21 protein-coding genes are annotated in these 20,458 nt (G+C 46.0%); 16 read left to right on the top strand and 5 right to left on the bottom strand.

Annotated elements, in window-relative coordinates:
* Positions 1–50: 50 nt before the first annotated feature.
* The 4 genes from JGK14_RS16620 (at position 51) to JGK14_RS16605 (ending at position 5,318) form a co-directional block, all read left to right on the top strand.
* The gene (locus JGK14_RS16620; protein WP_325315283.1) at positions 51–3,029 is read left to right on the top strand and encodes an NACHT domain-containing protein; all 2,979 of its coding nucleotides are present in this window, start codon (positions 51–53) and stop codon (positions 3,027–3,029) included.
* Between the two features lie 27 nt (positions 3,030–3,056).
* The gene (locus JGK14_RS16615; RefSeq protein ID WP_293325681.1) at positions 3,057–3,311 is read left to right on the top strand and encodes a hypothetical protein; all 255 of its coding nucleotides are present in this window, start codon (positions 3,057–3,059) and stop codon (positions 3,309–3,311) included.
* 359 nt (positions 3,312–3,670) lie between these two features.
* The gene (locus JGK14_RS16610; protein ID WP_293325678.1) at positions 3,671–4,336 is read left to right on the top strand and encodes a Uma2 family endonuclease; all 666 of its coding nucleotides are present in this window, start codon (positions 3,671–3,673) and stop codon (positions 4,334–4,336) included.
* A 217-nt stretch (positions 4,337–4,553) separates the two neighbouring features.
* Positions 4,554–5,318 (top strand): ABC transporter ATP-binding protein, encoded by a 765-nt coding sequence (locus JGK14_RS16605; RefSeq protein ID WP_293277320.1) that lies wholly within the window; start codon positions 4,554–4,556, stop codon positions 5,316–5,318.
* Positions 5,319–5,620: 302 nt separating this feature from the next.
* On the opposite strand, the gene JGK14_RS16600 is transcribed toward JGK14_RS16605, so the two are convergent.
* The 4 genes from JGK14_RS16600 to JGK14_RS16585 all read right to left on the bottom strand — a co-directional run bounded on the left by JGK14_RS16600 (position 5,621) and on the right by JGK14_RS16585 (position 9,249).
* A complete protein-coding gene (locus JGK14_RS16600) occupies positions 5,621–5,989 on the bottom strand; it encodes a hypothetical protein (protein WP_442921458.1) in 369 nt (122 codons plus the stop codon).
* Positions 5,990–6,229: 240 nt separating this feature from the next.
* Positions 6,230–6,958, bottom strand: coding sequence for a lysophospholipid acyltransferase family protein (locus JGK14_RS16595; protein ID WP_293177172.1), 729 nt, complete (start codon positions 6,956–6,958; stop codon positions 6,230–6,232).
* A 37-nt stretch (positions 6,959–6,995) separates the two neighbouring features.
* The gene (locus JGK14_RS16590; RefSeq protein ID WP_442921459.1) at positions 6,996–8,234 is read right to left on the bottom strand and encodes an RNA-guided endonuclease InsQ/TnpB family protein; all 1,239 of its coding nucleotides are present in this window, start codon (positions 8,232–8,234) and stop codon (positions 6,996–6,998) included.
* Between the two features lie 577 nt (positions 8,235–8,811).
* Positions 8,812–9,249, bottom strand: coding sequence for a nucleoside deaminase (locus tag JGK14_RS16585; protein ID WP_293177342.1), 438 nt, complete (start codon positions 9,247–9,249; stop codon positions 8,812–8,814).
* Positions 9,250–9,497: 248 nt separating this feature from the next.
* Here JGK14_RS16585 and JGK14_RS16580 point away from each other — a divergent pair, with 248 nt between their 5' ends.
* The 3 genes from JGK14_RS16580 to JGK14_RS16570 all read left to right on the top strand — a co-directional run bounded on the left by JGK14_RS16580 (position 9,498) and on the right by JGK14_RS16570 (position 11,642).
* A complete protein-coding gene (locus JGK14_RS16580) occupies positions 9,498–10,094 on the top strand; it encodes a TerB family tellurite resistance protein (protein WP_293177176.1) in 597 nt (198 codons plus the stop codon).
* 547 nt (positions 10,095–10,641) lie between these two features.
* A complete protein-coding gene (gene menB, locus JGK14_RS16575) occupies positions 10,642–11,475 on the top strand; it encodes a 1,4-dihydroxy-2-naphthoyl-CoA synthase (protein ID WP_293177178.1) in 834 nt (277 codons plus the stop codon).
* Positions 11,463–11,642: a hypothetical protein gene (locus JGK14_RS16570; protein WP_293177180.1), complete on the top strand. Its 180-nt coding sequence runs from the start codon at positions 11,463–11,465 to the stop codon at positions 11,640–11,642. The genes menB and JGK14_RS16570 overlap by 13 nt, the downstream gene beginning before the upstream one ends.
* A gap of 63 nt (positions 11,643–11,705) precedes the next feature.
* Here the strand turns inward: JGK14_RS16570 and JGK14_RS16565 are convergent, their stop codons facing one another.
* The gene (locus JGK14_RS16565; protein WP_293177182.1) at positions 11,706–12,020 is read right to left on the bottom strand and encodes a hypothetical protein; all 315 of its coding nucleotides are present in this window, start codon (positions 12,018–12,020) and stop codon (positions 11,706–11,708) included.
* Positions 12,021–13,026: 1,006 nt separating this feature from the next.
* Between JGK14_RS16565 and JGK14_RS16560 the strand changes: the two genes are divergently transcribed.
* The 9 genes from JGK14_RS16560 to JGK14_RS16520 all read left to right on the top strand — a co-directional run.
* On the top strand, positions 13,027–14,253 hold the full coding sequence (locus JGK14_RS16560) for an SPOR domain-containing protein (RefSeq protein WP_293177184.1): 1,227 nt from the start codon (positions 13,027–13,029) through the stop codon (positions 14,251–14,253).
* Positions 14,254–14,758: 505 nt separating this feature from the next.
* The gene (locus JGK14_RS16555) at positions 14,759–15,463 is read left to right on the top strand and encodes a PspA/IM30 family protein (RefSeq protein ID WP_293190549.1); all 705 of its coding nucleotides are present in this window, start codon (positions 14,759–14,761) and stop codon (positions 15,461–15,463) included.
* Positions 15,464–15,754: 291 nt separating this feature from the next.
* Positions 15,755–16,543: a PspA/IM30 family protein gene (locus tag JGK14_RS16550; protein ID WP_293177188.1), complete on the top strand. Its 789-nt coding sequence runs from the start codon at positions 15,755–15,757 to the stop codon at positions 16,541–16,543.
* A 402-nt stretch (positions 16,544–16,945) separates the two neighbouring features.
* A complete protein-coding gene (locus tag JGK14_RS16545) occupies positions 16,946–17,461 on the top strand; it encodes a hypothetical protein (protein ID WP_293325672.1) in 516 nt (171 codons plus the stop codon).
* Complete coding sequence (locus JGK14_RS16540; RefSeq protein WP_325315285.1) at positions 17,437–17,775, top strand: POTRA domain-containing protein; 339 nt, start codon at positions 17,437–17,439, stop codon at positions 17,773–17,775. The genes JGK14_RS16545 and JGK14_RS16540 overlap by 25 nt, the downstream gene beginning before the upstream one ends.
* Complete coding sequence (locus JGK14_RS16535; RefSeq protein WP_325315284.1) at positions 17,727–18,227, top strand: ShlB/FhaC/HecB family hemolysin secretion/activation protein; 501 nt, start codon at positions 17,727–17,729, stop codon at positions 18,225–18,227. Before JGK14_RS16540 ends, JGK14_RS16535 begins: the two co-directional genes overlap by 49 nt.
* A gap of 749 nt (positions 18,228–18,976) precedes the next feature.
* The gene (locus tag JGK14_RS16530) at positions 18,977–19,450 is read left to right on the top strand and encodes a Uma2 family endonuclease (protein WP_325315282.1); all 474 of its coding nucleotides are present in this window, start codon (positions 18,977–18,979) and stop codon (positions 19,448–19,450) included.
* A 98-nt stretch (positions 19,451–19,548) separates the two neighbouring features.
* Positions 19,549–19,800 carry a hypothetical protein gene (locus tag JGK14_RS16525; RefSeq protein ID WP_293177193.1) on the top strand — a complete coding sequence of 84 codons (252 nt, stop codon included), beginning with the start codon at positions 19,549–19,551 and terminating at the stop codon, positions 19,798–19,800.
* 249 nt (positions 19,801–20,049) lie between these two features.
* Positions 20,050–20,458: Uma2 family endonuclease (locus JGK14_RS16520; protein ID WP_293177195.1), on the top strand; the 409-nt coding region annotated here is incomplete at its 3' end.

Below are 20,458 nucleotides of genomic sequence, written 5' to 3'. Positions count from 1 at the left end.
ACTGAAAATTGCTATATTATAGAGATAAATTTATTTGTCGGGCTAGCTTTATGATTGATTGGCTTTTGCTGTGGGGAGTAACGCAAGGAGTCGGCATTCTCGTCAAACCCATCTTAGAAGAGTTGGCAGTAGACGGCGCGAAGGATTTAGTAAAAGATTTTTTTAAAGATTCCCTAAAAAACGTCTTATTTGGCGAAAAAGATCCGCGACAAGTCGCAGGGGGGAAAGCGCTGAAAAAGTTTTTGGAGTTAGTGCAACAGCAGTTAAAAATCAGCGGACTTTCCCCAGAACAGATTAAGCTGTATATTAAAGATGTTAAAAAGTTTATCGGCAACAAGTCAGTTAAGGAAATTTTGGGTAAGGCCTTTGAGAGCGATCGCGAATCCCTCGATGCAGAACTTCTCGAACAAACCTGGACTCAACTAGATTTAGCTGCTTTACCCGCCAGATTTAAGTGGCAAACCATCGCCAATCAGTATCTCGCCGAAGTTCAAGAAATTCTCTTTGACTCAAAAGACTTGCGGGATATCTTGAATGCTCAAAATCTGGACAGCATTCAGAAAAACACTCAAGAAATTGCTGGGATAATCCCCGATTTTGATTTGAGGCAATATCAAGAGGCTTTGTGCGAACGTTACAGCAATCTGGATTTAAGCAGCGTCGATAGCAATACCTACGATTATCGCGAAAAGCTGAAAGTTTGGCAAATCTTTATTTTCCAAGATGTGCGCTTAATTTACGAGTCATTTCTGCCGCAAGCTTACGAAATTCCCAAGGAACATCAACGGCGGTTGGAAGACAGCGATCGATTAGAGGCGATCGCACTTGAAAATTTAGAGAAATATCGACGCGGTTATTTTTCACAGCCGATCGTATCCGTGTTAGATGTCATCAATGACAAGTCAAATTATCCCTACATTGTGATTTTAGGCGATCCGGGTGCGGGCAAATCTACTCTGTTACAATATTTAGCATTAACCTGGGCGCGATCGCCTTTAAATAGCGTCACATCTCTCCCGATTCCGCTGCTAATAGAATTGCGGATTTACATTCGCAACGTGGAATCAAAACATTGCCAGAATTTTCTGGAATTTTGCCATAAAAATTCCGGTTTTATTTGTGACTTGAATCAGCATCAATTGCACGAACAACTTAAAGCAGGCGACGCCGTGGTGATGTTCGACGGATTAGATGAAATTTTCGATTCGGGGAAACGAGAAGATGTAATTACCGCGATTCATCGGTTTACAAACGAGTATCCGCGCGTGCGGGCGATTGTCACGTCTCGGATTATTGGTTACAAACCTCAACGGTTGCAAGATGCCCAGTTTCATCACTTTATCCTGCAAGACTTGAATCCCGCACAGATTCAGGATTTTGTGCACCGCTGGCATGAGTTGACTTTTACTGATGCTAGGGAAAAAGTGCGAATTTGCGATCGGATGAAAAGAGCGCTAGAGTATTCATCAACAATTCAAGATTTAGCCGGAAATCCGTTATTGTTAACGATTATGGCAATTTTGAATCGCAGTCAAGAATTGCCGAGAGACAGGGCAGAACTTTACAATCAAGCTTCGCGGATATTGCTGTATCAATGGGATGTGGAAAGGTCTTTAGTAGAGGATAGCAGGCTCGATCCAAAAACGATTGATGCTAAAGACAAGCAAGAAATGCTGCGGCGAGTTGCTTGGGAAATGCAAGCAGCACCTGAAGGGTTGGCTGGCAATATTATTAGTGCCGAAGATTTGGAAGATATTCTGATAGAATATCTGAAGAATAAAGATTTTGACCAACCGAGAAACCGGGCGAAGTTAATCATTAATCAACTGCGAACTCGCAACTTTATTTTATGTGATTTGGGTGCGGATAGTTACGGATTTATACACCGGACTTTTTTGGAATATTTCTGTGCATCGCAAGTTGTGAATAGGGTTCAGGCTTTAGAACTCTCGCTGGATCAGTTGAAAGCAGAAGTTTTCGGCCCGCACTGGCATGATGAATCTTGGCAGGAAGTTTTGTGTTTGATTGCGGGATTGATTGCTGGAAAGTTGACAGGGGAAGTGATTCAATTTCTGATTGAGCAAGATGGAGAAGCGCAAAAGTTTACCAACCTGTTTTTGGCGGCGAAGTGTTTGGATGAGGTGAGGGATAGAAAGGTGATTGCTGCTGTTGATAGTCAATTGCTTGAACGCTTAAAAGAGTTAATGAAGTACGATCTCAATTACTCTTATAAAGAAGATGGAGAAGAGGCATATTTAGTTAATAAAATTCGCACTAAAGCAGTAAGTGCGATCGCTTTTACTTGGAAAGATGACCCAGAAACCTTACCTTGGCTCAAACAACGCGCTCAATTTGACGATGATTCGGATGTGCGACAAGCAGCAGTCCAAGAAATAGCACGGGGGTGGAAAGATGACCCGGAAACCTTACCTTGGCTCAAACAACGCACTCAATCTGACGATGATTGGGCTGTGCGATGTGTAGCAGTCCAAGAATTAGCACGGGGGTGGAAAGATGACCCGGAAACCTTACCTATCCTCAAACAATGGGTTCAATCTAACGATGATTGGGCTGTGCGTTTTTCAGCAGTCCAAGAAATAGCACGGGGGTGGAAAGATGACCCGGAAACCTTACCTTGGCTCAAACAACGCGCTCAATATGACGATCATTGGGCTGTGCGTTTTTCAGCAGTCCCAGCATTAGCACGGGGGTGGAAAGATGACCCGGAAACCTTACCTATCCTCAAACAACGCGCTCAATATGACGATCATTGGAATGTGCAACGTACAGCATTCCAAGAAATAGCAGGGGGGTGGAAAGATGACCCGGAAACCTTACCTTGGCTCAAACAACGCGCTCAATTTGACGATGATTCGGATGTGCGAGAAGCAGCAGTCCAAGAATTAGTACGGGGGTGGAAAGATGACCCGGAAACATTAGAAATATTGCGCGATCGATTTGTCAACGATCCAGATGCAAAAGTCCGCGACTTTGCAAAGGAACAATTGGAAAAATTAGACAAGCTGTGATATAAACAAAAAAAGGAGAAACAAGTTATGACCGTAGCCACTAAAATTCCCCAAGCTTATGCAGAAATAGTTGAGTTTTTTGCTGCTGGCGCTACTCCCGAAAGCATTCTCAACTTTCAACTATCCGAAGAAGCAAAAGAGCATATCGCCGACCTAATTTACGCACACAACAACCAAGATTTGACCACCGATGAAAAAAGAGAATTAGACAACTTTCTGGTGATAGAACATCTATTGACTCTCATCAAGGCAGTCGCTCACAAACACGTCGTCAAAGAGTAATATCATTTATAAAAAATGTTGCTACAATAAAATTGTTATATTTGTTTCGTTCACCCAATGGGTAAGGTGCGTCGCTATTAGATTTTTACTCTTTTTTAGAGATTGTCGATGGCGACACACCCTACATATACTAATCTTAGGGATTTGTCGTTGGGTGGGGGCGGGTTTATGATATTGCGAATTTTAGGCAATTATTGTCGGTGAACCCGCCCCTACAAGAGCTGGTATTATATTGTAACGGAATCGATCGGAGTTAACATGATTCCATTTTACACTCTGCTACAATATCAACAGCAAAAAGTGCGATCGGTCTCGTAAATAGTATAATTAAACTTAGATAGTTCTCGGAGACAACCACTATGCAAGTCACGAACGAACAAATTATTTATCCATCCAGCGACGGCCAACCAATGGCAGATAGTACAACTCAATTTGATTTAATGGTCAAAATTCAAGCAGGTTGCGAGTCGCTGTTTAAAAAAGATCCAAACGTATTTGTAGCAGCAGATTTACTGTGGTATCCGGTTGAGGGAAGAAATGACATCTTTCAAGCACCGGATACAATGGTAATCTTTGGGAGACCAAAAGGTGACAGACTTTCCTATCTACAATTTCGCGAAGATAATATTGCTCCCCAATTTGTGCTTGAGATTCGCTCTTACAAAGACACTCAAACAAAAATGGACGAGAAATTTTCATTTTACAATCGCTATGGAGTTGAGGAATATTACGTTTACGAGCTAGATGAAGATGAAAAAGATTTGAGCGGTTGGCAAAGAATGGAAGGAAATTTAGAAGTAATCGAGCAGATGCGGGGATGGGTAAGTCCGAGATTGGGAATCCGATTTGAGTTGGGCGAAGATGGGTTAGAAATTTATAAACCCGATGGACAAAAGTTTCTTTCCTATTTAGAATTGGTGGAACAGATAGAATTAAACCGCCAGCGTGCACAACAGGAATCTCAAAGAGCGGAACGTTTAGCAGCAAAACTGCGTGAATTGAACATCGATCCCGATCGCATTTAAGCCACAAATTGTTTAATTTAGGACTTACTCACCAACACCACAGCAACCGGGTTTTTATCGTTTCTGCGCGCTCTAACGAATTATTACGTCAAAAAACCCGGTTTTTGACTACCCGTGCGTAAGTCCCGCAACCGTCCAAACATCGCGCTTCCACCCCCGAAAACCGCTCAGAAGTGTTAACTTAGTAGTAAGTTGTGTCGATCGCACATAAAAACAAATGCCCGAACTACAAACCCAGACCCAGCCAGACCTCGACCTGCAAGCCACCTCAAAACCCGTCATCGTCGGCCTGCAAGACATAACAAAAGTGTACGGCATCGGCGACTTAGAAGTGCGCGCCCTCAACGGCGTCAGCTTGACAGTAACGCAAGGAGAGTATTGCTCAATTATGGGCGCATCCGGTTCAGGCAAATCTACAGCTATGAATATTATCGGTTGTCTCGATCGACCTACGAGCGGCAGTTACTACCTAGACGGCGTAGATGTCGCCCAAATGCCCGAATCAGAATTAGCCGGAATTCGCAACTTAAAATTAGGTTTTGTCTTCCAACAATTTCATCTATTGGCTCAACTAACAGCATTAGAAAATGTCATGTTACCGATGGTTTATGCAGGCATTCCCTCATCAGAAAGACGCGAACGCGCAGAGGAAGCTTTAACCAAAGTAGGGCTGGAAAGTCGCATGAAAAACAAACCAAATCAACTATCAGGAGGACAGCAGCAGCGCGTAGCCATCGCCCGCGCAATTGTTAACCGTCCCGTGTTGTTGCTTGCAGATGAACCGACTGGTGCATTGGATACAAAAACTACTCAAGAAGTAATGGATATTTTTACAGAATTTAATGAAGCCGGCATGACTGTTGTGATGGTAACTCACGAACCGGAAGTTGCGCGACAAACTCGCCGGGTTGTTTGGTTCCGCGACGGTGAAGTTATTCATAATAATCTGAATCCGGCAGAACTTTCGCACGCGGTGTTTTAAGTATTTTAAACTAAAATAATAGTCTTCTTCAACCTGCGGAGGCAGGTTTTGTTTGTCTCGACGCGGTTTCAACCGCCGTGTCTTATTCAAACCTGCGGAGGCAGGTTTTGTTTGTCTCGACGCGGTTTCAACCGCCGTGTTTTCTTCAACCTGCGGAGGCAGGTTTTGTTTGTATAGACGCGGTTTCAACCGCCCGGTATTTTTGCGGTTTCAACCGCCGTGTCTTTTTACGGTTTCAACCGCCGTGTCTTTTTACGGTTTCAATCGCCGTGTCTTTTTGCGGTTTCAATCGCCCCGTCTTTTTAATGAAAAGCGCTCGGAAAAGCTGCCCAAACTCGATCGACAAAATCTCTAAGTTGCCGAGAGGCGATCGTGCTATCCTTCTTATCAGAGTCCAGAGACTGCAACTGGGTTAACAGCGAAATCACCTCCGTATCCAGCGCCGCCCGAAACAAACTCAGTGGCCACAGCAAATCCGCACCATCCCGCAAATCTGATAAAGTGTATTCTTCCGGCCACCTTTGGGGGAAATCCTTCCCCGAAACCAATCCAACCAACATCAAAGGGCGCACCCAACAAATTTGACGTGCTTCAACCACTTGAATTACCTCTGAATGCAGGCACGCATCTCCACATTCCAAACTAACAATTTGACCAGGCTTAAAGTTCAAACCACAATCCATTAATGCTGACTCTTAATACAGACACAACCAAGCAAAATAAGTGCCGCAACTCTCAACAGCACCAAAAAATATTATATCACAATTAATTAATTCTTCCTTCTTCCTTCGGTCAACCATCAACTACCAACTGCCAACTACCAACTGCCAACTGCCAACTATCAACTGCCAACTATCAACTATCAACTGTCAACTGCCAACTGCCAACTGCCAACTGCCAACTGCCAACTGTCAACTGTCATCAAGAGTTTTAAGAGCCATTTCGAGTTGGGCCGTCAACAATTTTGCTTCTTTTTTACCACTACCACCATTAGCATAATCTGCCACAGAAATCGGAGAACCGATCGCAATTTTAACCCTCGAACGCCATCGAGGAATGCGCGGGCGATAGCGAATACTCATCGGTACAATCTTCACCCCCAAACCCGGTGTGTTCAACTCCGCTTGCATGGCCAAACGAGCCAATCCAGACTTCGCAGGGTGAACTTCACCATCTTGAAAAATTCCACCTTCGGGAAAAATTACCAACATTTGCTTGTCGAGGAGCAATTCCACCCCGTAACGGAGACTGCTAATTGCCGGATGCCGGATATCGACAGGAAAGCCTCCCAAATGTCTGATAAACCAACCTTGCACTCCTTTGACTTCATCAGCAGTTACCATGAACCGCAAATCGCGTCCAGTCACCTTCTGTCCCGTTGAATAGGGCATCATCAGCGCATCCCACCGGGAACGATGCGTCGGGGCTAAGATTACAGGCCCGTCTTTCGGCAAGTGTTCCTGTCCGGTTATCTCAATCTTGCCAAAATAAAACGGTAGGACAATATAGTGACCTAGCGGATAGAACAAGGAGGTTAACCAAGGAGAAACGCGAGAGGTATTAGATGCTACCTTGGCAGGCATTGGCTTCACTAGAGAGGATTTACTGAACTCAACGGCGATCGCGGCAGTATGATGCATGGCAATTACCCTGCTATATCGATATATAGAGTGTGAACTACCCGCCAGCAATCGGAGTACCGATATGCTGGGGGCTTCCCAATTCAATGGCAACAGCCTCGGCGACAGTGGATTTTTGCCCATACCGCTTTGGTCTTACATTGCCTCCAAGGGCAGTAACGCTGGTTCCCAACGTCAATATCCGTAAGCCCTCATTTCTGATATTGACTGCCGCATTAATGTCTCTATCGTGCCGCTTAGAGCAGTGGGGACAATTAAATTCACGAACAGACAGATCCATTTTCGGCAACAACAGTAAAGTCTCAGAACAAAGGTGCGATGACGGAAAAAATCGACCGACTTCTAGGTAGACTTTGCCCTCTGCCTCTGCTTTGTATTTGAGCATCGTACAGAACATTCCCCAGCCAGCATCACTGATGGATAAGGCAAGGTTATGATTCTTTACCATGTTCTTTACTGCCAGATTTTCTACGACAATGACTTGGTTTTTATCGACTATCTTACGGGATAGTTTATGCCGGAAATCTTCTCGAACTCTAGAGATTCTGGCGTGGACTTTGGCAACAGCCAATTTAGCCTTGCGCCGCTTGTTGGTAGTTTTGTCCCGTTTACGACATAACTTACGCTGTTTGCGCTTCAGGTTGCGCTCGTGTTTTCTCAGATGTCGAGGATTTTGGTATTTAGAGCCATCAGATGTAACAACAAAGTCAAGCAATCCGAGGTCGATACCAATGGCTTTGCCGTCTTTGTTTGTAGCGGGCTTGTCAATACCATCCTCCATCAGCAATGATGCGTAGTAACGACCATCAGGCATCTTAGACACCGTAACCGTCTTCAAACTACCCACTAATTCGCGATGAATTTTAGCTTTAACCACTCCAAGATTACCCGGAAATTTAATCTCGTCATTTCCCAAAACTTTAACGTTCTGTGGGAACTGAATCGATTGTTTTCCGTGACGTTTTTTGAAAGTTGGGTATGCTGCTCGACCATCAAAGAAGTTGATAAACGCTTGAGACAAATTCAAAACCGAAGACTGAAGGCATTGAGAATAACAATCTTTGAGCCATTCAAACTCAGTTTTCCAGACGGGAATCTGTTTCTTCATCGTGAAAGCAGAAATACCTTTCCCAGTCTCTTTGTAGGTTTGGGACATGGTAGCCAATGACTGATTCCATACCCAACGGACACAACCAAAAGCTTGCGCTAGATGGCTCTGTTGTTCAACGCTTGGATAGATTCTGACTTTGACTGCTTTTAACACGATATTATTTATCACAATCGGCATACCTATGATAATACAGGCACAAAGAAAAGGGTGAAGATTTGCTCATCTCCTCATCCACCCAACCGCCCGCCACCGAGCGACGAAGAGTCAGATTCCGGTGGGGTGAAATCGTCGCAAAGCTCGCCTTTCATCCATCGCGGGATAACGGTACTCCGTTTCGCGCGATGGATTCCCGTCTGTTCTAGCTAAAGATATGTTGCTTGGCAAATCTTTAGTCTTTCGATGGGGACACTTTTGCTATTGGCCTTTGCCTCCGCAAGCGATCGCACCCAAAACAGATAATCTGTAAGCAGGTAAAATACGATCCCAGCCGACAGCACTACCGCACAGCCGTCAAGGGATTTTAGATTTTAGACTTTAGATTTATGCCACAGATTAATCTGGGAATTGGAGCTTTGGTCTAAAATCAGGAGTTCACCGCGACGAGTGTCGGCAAGCAAGTATCCGTTTTTAGGCGGGGTCAACCGCCGAGAAAGCTCGATCGGGCAATTACCGATCTATTATTTCAGTTAAAGAGCCAAGTTAGACTAAACATCGGCTATGGGAGAGTAAAAAACTTTACCTGTTAAATTTGCCGGCGGGCTTCAAACCAAGCAAGCAACTGATCTCGACAAACAGACTCCATAATACCGCCGAGCACCTGTAAGCGGTGACACGAAGGCGCGCTATCTGGAAGATTAGCCACCGTCCGAATTGTGCCAGTTTTCGGGTCATCTGCTCCGTATACCAGCAAACCGATCCGAGCTTGTACGATCGCACCAGCGCACATCGGGCACGGCTCCAGCGTCACGTAAAGCGTGCATTGATTGAGATGCCAGTCTTGCAAAACCTTGCCCGCCGCCCGCAGCGCCAAGACTTCAGCATGAGCAGTCGGATCGCAGTCTCGCTCTCGCCGATTTTGCGCTTCGGCAATCAATTTGCCAGCACCGTCAACAATGACAGCACCCACTGGCACTTCGCCCGCATCACCGGCTGCTCGTGCCAGTTCCACAGCCCTACTCATCCAGTGTCGGTGAATAGCATAATTAGAATCACTACTACACAACGGCTCTGTTGGCAAATTCACGGTATACCTAAGTATCTGAAAACACTTAATATAATCTTATTTATCCACTTGCTGTGGAGAGAAGTAAGTGCGATCGCTAAGAAAACAAGTTTTTTACGGAATTCATGGCATACTTACCTAGCTGAAAACACTTAAGATCGAGAAATAAAGTTACACTACAGCCCCATCCAGAGTAATTTTGAATTATGGACACCACCCTGATTAGCACTGAAGTTGTTGAGCTGTTGTCCCGGATTAGCCGCCAAAAGCTCCGCGAACAAGATATCACTCCTTTGGTAGTGTTTGTGACTGCTCTGATTTCCATCCTGCGGGGAGTGATGATTATCGACAGGACGATCGCAGTTGAAGAAGAAGAACGGCTGCAAAAGACTCTCAAAGCCTTTGCCAGCGGCGATCCACATCGGATAGAACTAATTCAGCGCCTTGTCAAAGGAGTCTCCAAACAGCAGGTTTACTTCAACCCCACAGAATTGCTAACCCTGACAGCTTTCTTCTCAGAATCAGAAAAACTGTTGCTCATCGGTTCCGGCTACGAAATGTCAGCCGTAGACGGACACATCGACCTGAGGGAGCAAATGTACTTACAGTCGATCGGCAATCGGCTCGGCCTCGACTCCAGACACATTGCAGTCGTAGACACTTTATTTACCAAAGAAGGAACCCTCAACCAAGAAGACTTTGCCGAAGTTAAAGCTTTACTAGCTCCCAGCGAATTTGAGTCCCGGGATCCGGTATTTGCCAAAGCAGCAAAACACCTGCTGTCTCTGTTAACGCGCAAATAATGCAACGCAAATTATTTGCTGCGTCAAAATTTGAGACTGTTGGGATGGGAGACGGGAATTGCGCGCTCTTGTATTAAAAACCGGGTTGTTTAACCGGCAACAAGAGCGCTTCACAGTTGATTTGGGGAAGTCGGTTTGGGCCACGAGTCCCGCTTAATTTTTTTTCCCAAGAGTCGATCGACCTTCGTATCCCATTGAACCGAATCCGTCTAAAATCTAAGGAATGAGAATTAAATAACTTACAATTTTAATTATTGTGGGATGGGCGTCCCGCCCGTCCTTTATAGACGGGCGGGACGCCCATCCCACTTTTAAGAGTGTAAATTATTTAATTCGCGATCCTACTAAAAGCGAATTATTCCTGCATCGATCGCCCCAGCTCGCTCTCAAATCTCAACTTAACCCCGCATCAACGGGTACCTTGCCCCCGACGCTGTTGAGCGAGTGGATGATCCCCCAAATTTAGACCAAAGTTCCTACTCCGGTGATTCATCTGCCGAGTAAATCTAAAATCTAAAATCTAAAATCTAAAATCGACTGATTGATTATGCAAATTGAATGGCAAACCGCCAAAACCTACGAAGACATTCTGTATCAAAAAAGTGGCGGCACCGCCAAAATTACCATCAATCGACCTCACAAACGGAACGCTTTCCGTCCCAAAACCGTGCAGGAATTGTGCGATGCCTTTACTGATGCCCGTGAAGATACCAAAATCGGCGTTGTCCTGTTCACCGGTGCGGGGCCTCATACAGACGGCAAATACGCCTTTTGTGCCGGCGGCGACCAAAGCGTGCGAGGTTCTGCGGGATATGTAGACGAAGGTGGCATACCCCGGTTGAACGTGCTCGACTTGCAGAAGTTGATTCGATCGATGCCCAAAGTTGTGATTGCTTTAGTTGCAGGATATGCGATCGGCGGCGGTCACGTTTTACACTTAATTTGCGACTTGACGATCGCTGCTGACAATGCTATTTTCGGGCAAACTGGCCCCAAAGTCGGCAGTTTCGACGGCGGTTTCGGGGCCAGCTATCTCGCCAGAGTTGTCGGCCAGAAAAAAGCCCGAGAAATTTGGTTTTTGTGCCGTCAGTACAGCGCCCAGCAAGCTCTAGAAATGGGTTTAGTCAACTGCGTCGTACCCGTCGAACAACTCGAACTTGAAGGGATGCAGTGGGCCCAGGAAATTCTGGAAAAAAGTCCGATCGCGATCCGCTGTTTAAAATCCGCTTTTAATGCCGACTGTGACGGTCAAGCCGGTCTCCAAGAACTGGCTGGAAATGCCACTTTGCTGTATTACATGACCCAGGAAGGCGCCGAAGGCAAACAAGCCTTTTTGGAAAAACGGGAACCCGATTTTAGTCAATATCCTTGGCTGCCGTAGCTCGATCGAGAAATAAGTTTTGGGATTCCCTCATTCAAGCTACAGATATTATTGATTGCTGTGAGTTGAATGACCCGAGTTTAGTCGATCGTCCAAAAGTATCAGTATGGATACCAATTGCCAAAAAGAATGAAACTGCTTTGCCAGATCCAAATCATAATAGATAATAGTTATCAGTGATTTCCCAATCGCCAATCGAAAATGATACAATCTGTCCTGTTGCCGACGGACTAAACCGAGACTGCTGCTGATTTTTCGGTTAATGTTGTGCCTGTTAACTGGCAGGCGTTGCGTTCAGAAACAGGAACAGCGGTCTCATGCGGAGTCGCAGTCTGTTCTTGCCACAGTTCAATTTCTGTGATGTTTTCCCAAGATCCCCCAAAAGGCGAAACTGCCAAAGAACAAGCTTTCCACTGACTTTGCACCGGCACGGTCAACAGAGCACAAATTCCTCCGCGTCTCCCCTCAGGGGTATAGTGGCGGCAGTGACGACAAGCAGAAATTAATGGGGTTTTCATAAAAGTGTTGGCGGAAATCAGTTTCATCTCTAATTCTCCTGTGTAGAGCTAGGAGGTTTTAGAGCATCCCAGCCCTTATCCTGTCTGGGTTATAGCGATCCCCGAAGCATAATAAACCTTAATGATTTATTTATAATCTTGTTATATATAGAAACAATCACCTCAGTCCTTCCTCATTTTGTAGCGAAAAAGACAGGTTAAAAGTTTATAAAGGGTCAGGGATCAAGCAAAAGGACAAATACGGAACGACTATGAGATCTTCTAAATAAACGGTTGCTCCGATGCCAAAATCTGCTGAGAGTCGGGTAAGCAGCCTCCGGGACACAGTAAGAATTAAGGTTTCAGTTGACAGTTGACCAGGGACAGTTGACAATTAACAGCGACCTCTACCTGGAAGGAAGAGGATTAGAGTAATGAATCGTCTTCTTTTAATTTATCAAGGGCGATCGGGCTTGGGGCTTTAAACCAATTCTTTATGGTCAAACGAAAATGAAAACAGAGCAAATGGCGATCGACACTTCGGGCCCAAAGGCAGCAGTTGCCTTGACACCAAAAGCAGCTAATCCTAGAATAAGCAAGTTTTAAAGCTTCTTGTTGATAAAAAAAGTTCGGCAAGCGGAAAACGAGCGAGTCTTTAGACCTTCCATGAAAGCGGCACGGGCGGTTCAAACCGCCGTGAATCTTTCTTGATTTTTAAAATTTTTAGCAGTGTAAAAAGGGCTTTTGCCGTTACACTCTATTGTTGGGATGAATACACAGGTGTAAACCTGGGAAGCAAATGCCTACCATATATTCAAGGTACGCGGGGACTCCACGGAACCAAGGGCTAAGCCCCTTAAACGCTTGAGGAGCTTGCTGAAAGGCAAGGATAGCAGCCCACCATTTTTTGGCAAGAGGATTGCGCCCAAGAACCCTAGTAATAGGGATATTAAGAACGAAATTTCTTAAGAATCTCAGTCGCCAAGAGCGCTGAGAGTGTCAACTTTAGAATCAAAACATTAAAATCAATTCAGAGGCGGTAGGAGTTTTGCTAATGAGTAAGCGTTCTTCAGTGGAATCCCCAAGTCAATCCTCATCAACCCCAATCAAACCTGCTTTGCAAGCAGTCCTCGGGTGTTTGGATGTCAACCTAGAAGCAGAACTGACAACATACAGAAGACACAGGCGGCGCGCCGAACAGTGGGTGTCGCCATCAGTTCGCAGCGGCCAGCCAACAGCCACAACCGAGCCACAAAAAAGCCAAAACCTACCGCAGGCTGCGGAGGAAGCCCAGCAACCGCTGTCGCTGCCCCTATCCCTTGGCGGCGTCCAGGGCGATTCCCCGCTAGCAACTACCGTGGGTGGGACAAAAATATCTAGCAATACCTTTGCACCCAACAATTATCTCGAATCCAGCGAAAAACTGATCGAAAGTTTGGACGAAGCAAAAGCTGAGCCTGCCCAAGAACGCAGTTTGGCCGCGAGTCTGTTAACTCCCTTGGGACTGAGTTCGATGTTGCTGTTTCTGTTGTCGTGCACAGCTTTGGGTTATGCAGTGATGCACCCGTCAAGTCTGGTTAAAATGGCAGGCCTGAACCGTTTTCTCGATCGCACAACCCCCTCTACTAACGAAAGTCCGGCAGCTACAACCATAGATAGCAGTAGCAGCAGCAAGGAACTGCCGAAAGCTCCAAATCTGGCATCCAAAGAATTTGTCGAGCTAGATTTGAACACTCTCAGCAACGTCAATCCCACAACCAGCCCCATTGCTTCCCCGTCGCCCAAAGCATCAATCCCCCCCAATCCGCCAGCACCTCCTGCCCCCATCGGCGCTGTCCCAATTCCGACAGAAGACGGCAACCCGGCCAGAGGTAGGGAACAAGGACTCAACAATATTAGTACCGCTTTGCTTCCCAGTCCCAGCCCCAGCGCCACCCAGACAGTCCCGACACTGCCGACACTGCCTCCCACACCCTCCCCAGCCCAGCCAGCCGCCGCATCCCCTGCCACAGCAGCCCCGACAGCCACAGCAGCCCCGGCCGCAGCAGCCCCGCTAGGAAGACCGACACGGGCTAGCGACGGCTTTTACTACGTTGTCACCGATTACACCAATGAAAAAGCGCTGCAACAAGCCAGAACCGCAGTTCCCGATGCCTACGTGCGGAACTTCTCAAAGGGTGTCAAAATTCAAATGGGGGCTTTGAACGATGCTGCCTCAGCAGAACGTTTGGCAAAGGAACTCCAAGCCAAAGGGATGAAGCCGCAATACTATCAGCCGTAAACTCGTTCAACAGTTGACAGTTGACCTGGGACAGTTGACAGTTTGAGAGCGACTTCTACCCTTAAGTCCGAGGATTGGAGTAATGAATAGTCTGATTTTAATTTCTCCCGAGCAGGCGGGCGGGCTTTCAACCAATTATTTCTGGTAAAGGTTCAAAAACTTTAACGAAATTGTTAGACAAAGCTAGACAATGATGAATGTTTTGTCTAACACACAATTGGTTTTTTAACTCAGACAAGTTCCCACACAGAATGCAAATGTAGACGCCCGATCCAAACCTTACGCTGACCAGTCAATCGATTTGAGATTTTAAATTTTAGATTTTAGATTTGCTGACAGCGCAGTGAATCTGGGAGATTGAACTCTTAGTCTAAAATTTGGGAATCGACCCTGACGCTCGCGTTGGGGGCTTGTACCTATTTTTGGGCTGGTCAATCGAAAATCGCAAATAATATTAATTTCCAGTCCTAAATCTAAAATTTAAGAAAATCGGGAGATAGGTAAAATGGGATTATTCGATCGCCTGTGGCGAGTGATTCGAGCCAATATTAACAGTTTGGTCGGAGCAGCCGAAGATCCAGAAAAAATTCTGGAACAAGCTGTAATGGATATGCAGGAAGATTTAATCCAGCTCAGACAAGCCGTAGCAGGAGCGATTGCCGCTCAAAAACGCACCGAACGCCAGTGTTCCCAAGCTGAGTCCACAGCCGCAGAATGGTACCAGCGGGCGCAGCTAGCTTTGCAAAAAGGCGAGGAAAATTTAGCGCGGGAAGCTCTGACGCGCAAGAAATCCTATCAAGAAACGGCAACGGCGATGAAAGCCAGTCTCGGACAGCAAAACGCTGTGGTTACTCAACTTAAAGAAAATATGCGATCGCTCGAAAGTAAAATTTCTGAGGCAAAATCAAAAAAAGATATGTACATTGCCCGAGCTCGATCGGCAAAAGCGTCAGAAAGGCTCCAAGAAATGATGGGAAATCTCAGTACCGGCAGTGCTTTGAGCGCCTTTGAAAAAATGGAAGAGAAAGTTATGCAGCTAGAAGCTCGTTCCGAAGCCATCGCAGAACTTGGAACAAACGATTTAGAAAAGAAGTTTCTCTCTCTCGAAGCTGCCGGCGATGTCGATGCCGAGTTGGCGGCGATGAAAACACAAATGCTTCCGAGCAAGAATACACCAAAATTGCCGTCGGGCGAGCCACCCACATCCTAAACCCCACTCAACACAACAATAGTTGGGATAATTGGCCAAACTTCTCAACAGATGGCCCATCAGCGTATTGGGGAATTCCCGGATCGAAGTTAAACTCAATAGATAGGTGCATCAATTAGCTTGGCTGCACCACTGACTCGATCGCTTTAAACTGTATTTACTATGTTTGCAAAATTGCTTCATGCTCGATCGCACTAAAAATCTGACCAACTGAGTCTCACCATCGCGGGCTAACGCTATCAAGCCTGCTTTGGGCCTACTTCGTACACCTCACCCAGGAAAAATAGCATTATGGGATTATTTGACCGCATTAGCCGAGTCGTCAGAGCCAATCTTAACGATATGGTCAACAAAGCTGAAGACCCGGAAAAGATTTTAGAACAATCCGTTACGGATATGCAGGAAGACTTGGTGCAGTTGCGTCAGGCCGTTGCCAGCGCGATCGCCACTCAAAAACGCACCCAGACTCAGTACAATCAAGCTGAATCCCAGTCTAACCAGTGGCAGCAGCGCGCTCAACTCGCCCTGCAAAAAGGAGACGAGACTTTAGCCCGCGAAGCTCTAGTACGCAAAAAGTCTCACGCTGAAACGGCTGCTACGCTGAAAGCGAGTCTGGAACAGCAATCGGGTCAAGTGGAAAGCCTCAAACGCAACTTGATCGGTTTGGAGAGCAAGATTTCCGAAGCCAAGACTAAGAAGGATATGCTCAAGGCGAGGATTTCTGCTGCTAAGGCTCAGGAACAGCTCAACAATACCATTGGCACCTTGAATACTGGCAGTTCAATGGCAGCTTTCGAGCGCATGGAAGAAAAAGTTTTGCAGATAGAAGCCCGCGCGGGAGCTTCCGCAGAGCTGGCGGCTGGCGGGAGCAATTTAGAGGAACAGTTCCGCTTGCTTGAAAGTGGTGGCGATGTTGACGACGAGTTAGCTCAGATGAAGGCTCAACTGAGCGGAGGTTCTGTGTCTCAAGGTCAATTGCCGGCTGCGGGTAAAACTGCTGCGGCTCCTAGTAGCTCGGAGTCGAGTCCGGTGATTGACGCGGAGTTGGAAGAATTGCGATCGCAGCTCAATAAAATGTAGTAATTTCTATCAAAATTCACCGATTTCTCAGATAACCCCGCCCAACAATGGGTACCAGCCCCCGACCCTCGTTTAGGGTCGAGTTCAAAATTTTAGACTAAGGTTCAAGCTCCCAAATTGCATGAGAGAGTAAATCTAAAATCTAAAATCTAAAATCCAAAATCTAAAATCGACTGATAACTTTGATAGAACGCTCCGCCTACCTACAGCGCTAGCTTGGGTAAGTCGGAGCTTTTTTCTGGATTTTTTAGCAAATCACAAAAAATATTTTTTGTCAAGTATATTTATGTTGAATTTAATGACTTAAGTCTTAAACAAAAGTGATAAAGTTACTTTAATCTTTGTAATTGCGCCAGGAACCCCTGCTCGTAAGTGTAAATAACTATCAATTATTATTAATCAATGATGCCCCTGCCACATTCCAGAGGGTTTTGTAAAATCAAGTTTTTTAGCGCAATAGCACTTGGTTGTTCAATTACAGCTATTTGCTTCGCAGCGCTAGCAGCTCAAAGTGTTGGCGATCCGATCGTTGCTGGTGAATCAGGCGGGCGATCGCCTTTTGTTAATAACAATTTACAGTCTCAATTAAAACTTAATCCAGAAACAGCAGACGATCGCGATCGACTTTCTGGCGATTTATACTCAGGCTCAGAATTAGATAGATACAGTAAAGAGCCAGAAACCGACATCCCGGAATTTGCAGCAGCAGCGCCAAGTCAGGAACCTGAAACTCTCGCCCAATTGCCCAACCGAGGAGACAACCGACAAGAAATTCCCATTCCCAATCCTGTACTGCCAAATCCGGCTCCCCTCCCAGAACCCGCGCCAAGAAAGCCCCTACCTCCGATAGAAAAGCTTTTGCCACCCGTCCCCGTACCGAGACGGACTGAAGAATTGCCGAATATTCCGGTACAATAACGGTCGATCGATTTGAAGTAGTTGGCAGTACCGTCTTTAGCAAACAAGAATTAGATGCTGCACTCAAAAACTTTGTAGGCCGCCCGCTGACTTTCGCCGAACTGCTGGAAGCTCGTTCTGTGGTGAGCCAACTCTACATCAGCAAAGGTTTTATCACTTCGGGTGCACTGCTGGAAGCTCGTTCTGTGGTGAGCCAACTCTACATCAGCAAAGATTTTATCACTTCGGGTGCGCTGATTCCCCCACAAACCCTTGCGGTTTTCCACTGTCGCCCGGGGCGGATGCTCGCGGTAGAACTCGGGTTTCGGCGCTGAGACTGTTTCAGGATTTTACTCAGCGGGGAGAGAGGGATGTTTTGGCGGCGCGATCGCAGTTCAATCTGGGAGTCTCAGCATTTGGCGCTACCGCGAGCAACAGGGAGCCTGACGGTCAATTTTTGACGTGGCGCGGTCAATTGCAGTACGTGCGGTTGTTGGCTCCCCAGACGCTGCTGGTTGTGCGATCCCAGGCGCAGTTGGCAATCGCTGAGCTTTTGCCGATCGAACAATTTGGTTTGGGCGGCCCGGATACAGTGCGGGGCTACCGTCAGGATGCAATGCTTGCGGATAACGGACTTTTTGCTTCCGCCGAGTTGCGGTATCCGATTTTGCGTACCGGGGACAAAAAAGGTATTTTGCAGGTGACGCCGTTTGTGGATGCTGGCAATGTTTGGAATAGCGGGGGAAGGGTGGCTCTGGAAGCAAATACTCTGCTATCAGCGGGATAGGGCTTGCGGTGGCAGTACGGCGAGAGGTAGAATTCTCGGTTCGGCTGGGGCATTCCTTTGATTGGCATCAAATCGGGCGAGAGGAGTTGGCAAGAGCGCGGGCTGTATTTTTTCGTAGAATTCAAACCTTTTTAGGAAAATAGCCGTTCTGCCCTTAGCGGAACTGAGTAATTTGGCTATATAGTAATAAGTATCATTTGGCACTCATCTTTAGGTGCCAAGAGTGCATTTTACTGAAAATTTTTACATTAAACTATGTCTAAGGTGCGGTTACTGGTTTTAAGTTCTTTTGCTTCCGGTTTTGGTTTTTGCTCAATCATTTTGGCGATGTTTACGATGATTTACGGGCTGTCGTTTACGTCTTTTTTTGTGTTTGTTTTAACCTTGGTATTCTTTGGAATCAATATGGTGTTTGCTTTGCATTATTACACATCAATCACTAAGCAGTTGAATGTGAAAAGTAAAAGGAAAGCTAGAATTTAGCGGTTGTGAAGCAGCAGCGGATAAAGGCATGGAGAGCGGGAGCATCTCATTTTTTGATTTGTATTGCTGTCGGGAAATCGCGAGTTTTATATAGATCGCGAGCTTGGACAGCACTAGAAAAAAAGCTTTTTACCAAAATGAGATGCTCCCTGGAGAGTTCTTGATATAATTTGAATGGAATCAGAAAAACGCCTCTAGGTTAGGACAATTATCTAGCTGCTGTAAATCATAATTATTGTAGGTCTAATTATTTAGGAGGTGCGATCGTGGTCATTGCTCAAACCAACCCGCCAAACCTTGCTTCAGATGCAACAAAGACTAGCTTCACTCCTGATGAATACCGGGCCATGGAGGAAACCGCCGAAGAACGTCACGAATATTGTAACGGAGAGATTATTGCTATGCCCGGAGGTTCAGAAGTCCACAGCGCGATCGCCTGTAACTTGTTAATTTACTTGGGATTTTTGCTCAGAGACACCGATTTTCGCTTGTATAACAGCGATTTGCGGGTTTGGATTCCCGAATATAACTGCGGAACCTACACTGATTTGATGGTTGTCAATGGGGAACCGGAATTCCATGGATCTCGCACGGATGAAATTCTCAATGTGAATATCTGCTGGTCAGTCAAGCTGAACCATATATTGAACAATATCACAATCTCGATCGCCCGTCGGGCGATCGCTGGCAATGGCAAGTGTACGATCGGGTTGAAGGGGCGATCGTCCTGCACAGCTTAAATATAGAACTGCCGATGGCTGAAATTTACCGCCGGATTAGTCTTTAAGGGCGATTTATCTAGCTTTCTTATCTGTCATAGGTTAGCAGCAGAAGTTTTATGAAGAAGGATATTGAGAACGAAATGGAAGACGAATTACTTGCTGAGTATGACTTTACTCAGATGAAAGGAGGTGTTAGAGGTAAGTATGTTGAGCGATATCGTGCAGGGACAAACTTAGTGCTTTTAGATCCAGATATTGTGCAAGCTTTTCCCAATGATGCAGCAGTGAATGAGGCATTGAGGATGTTAATCGAGATGGTAGCATCTCTGTTTTGCATTTATAGTGCTGTCCCCGCTCGCGATTGGTAGCAGACGCGAGCGGGGACAGCACTATAATAAATAAAAAAAATGCTTTTTGCAAAATTGAGATGCTAATCCAGATTGCACAGCGCCAGCAGTCAAATCACGAAGAAACTAAACTTTTATGACGCGATGTCAGGAGATTGTGCGATCGCTCAGATTCTTAAAATCCCGAAAAAGCGATCGCCTCTGGGTTAGGACAATTATCTAGCTGTAAGTCATAATTATTTAAGGTCTAATTATTTAGGAGGTGCGATCGTGGTCATTGCTTCAACCAATCCGCCAAACCTTGCTTCAGATACCACAACTCGCTGCACTCCAGATGAATACCGGGCGATGGAGGAAACCGCCGAAGAACGTCACGAATATTGTAACGGAGAGATTATTGCTATGCCCGGAGGTTCCCCCGCTCACAGCCGTATTGCCGTAGACACTACGACTTTTCTCAATGTGGCTCTCCGAGACACCAATTTTCAAACCTATAACGGCGACTTGCGAATTTGGATTCCTAGCTTCAATCACGGAACTTATCCCGATGTTATGGTAATTGATGGCGAACCGGAATTCAATGGATCTCGCACGGATGAAATTCTCAATCCTTTACTGATTGTCGAGGTTCTTTCGCCCTCTACCGAAGCCTACGATCGAGGTGAAAAGTTCCGAAAAT

This window comes from Microcoleus sp. PH2017_28_MFU_U_A, from assembly GCF_020738035.1.
GTDB lineage: Bacteria > Cyanobacteriota > Cyanobacteriia > Cyanobacteriales > Microcoleaceae > Microcoleus.
Note: the sequence above shows the minus strand (reverse complement) of the source record. Positions and strands in the feature narration are given on the sequence as shown.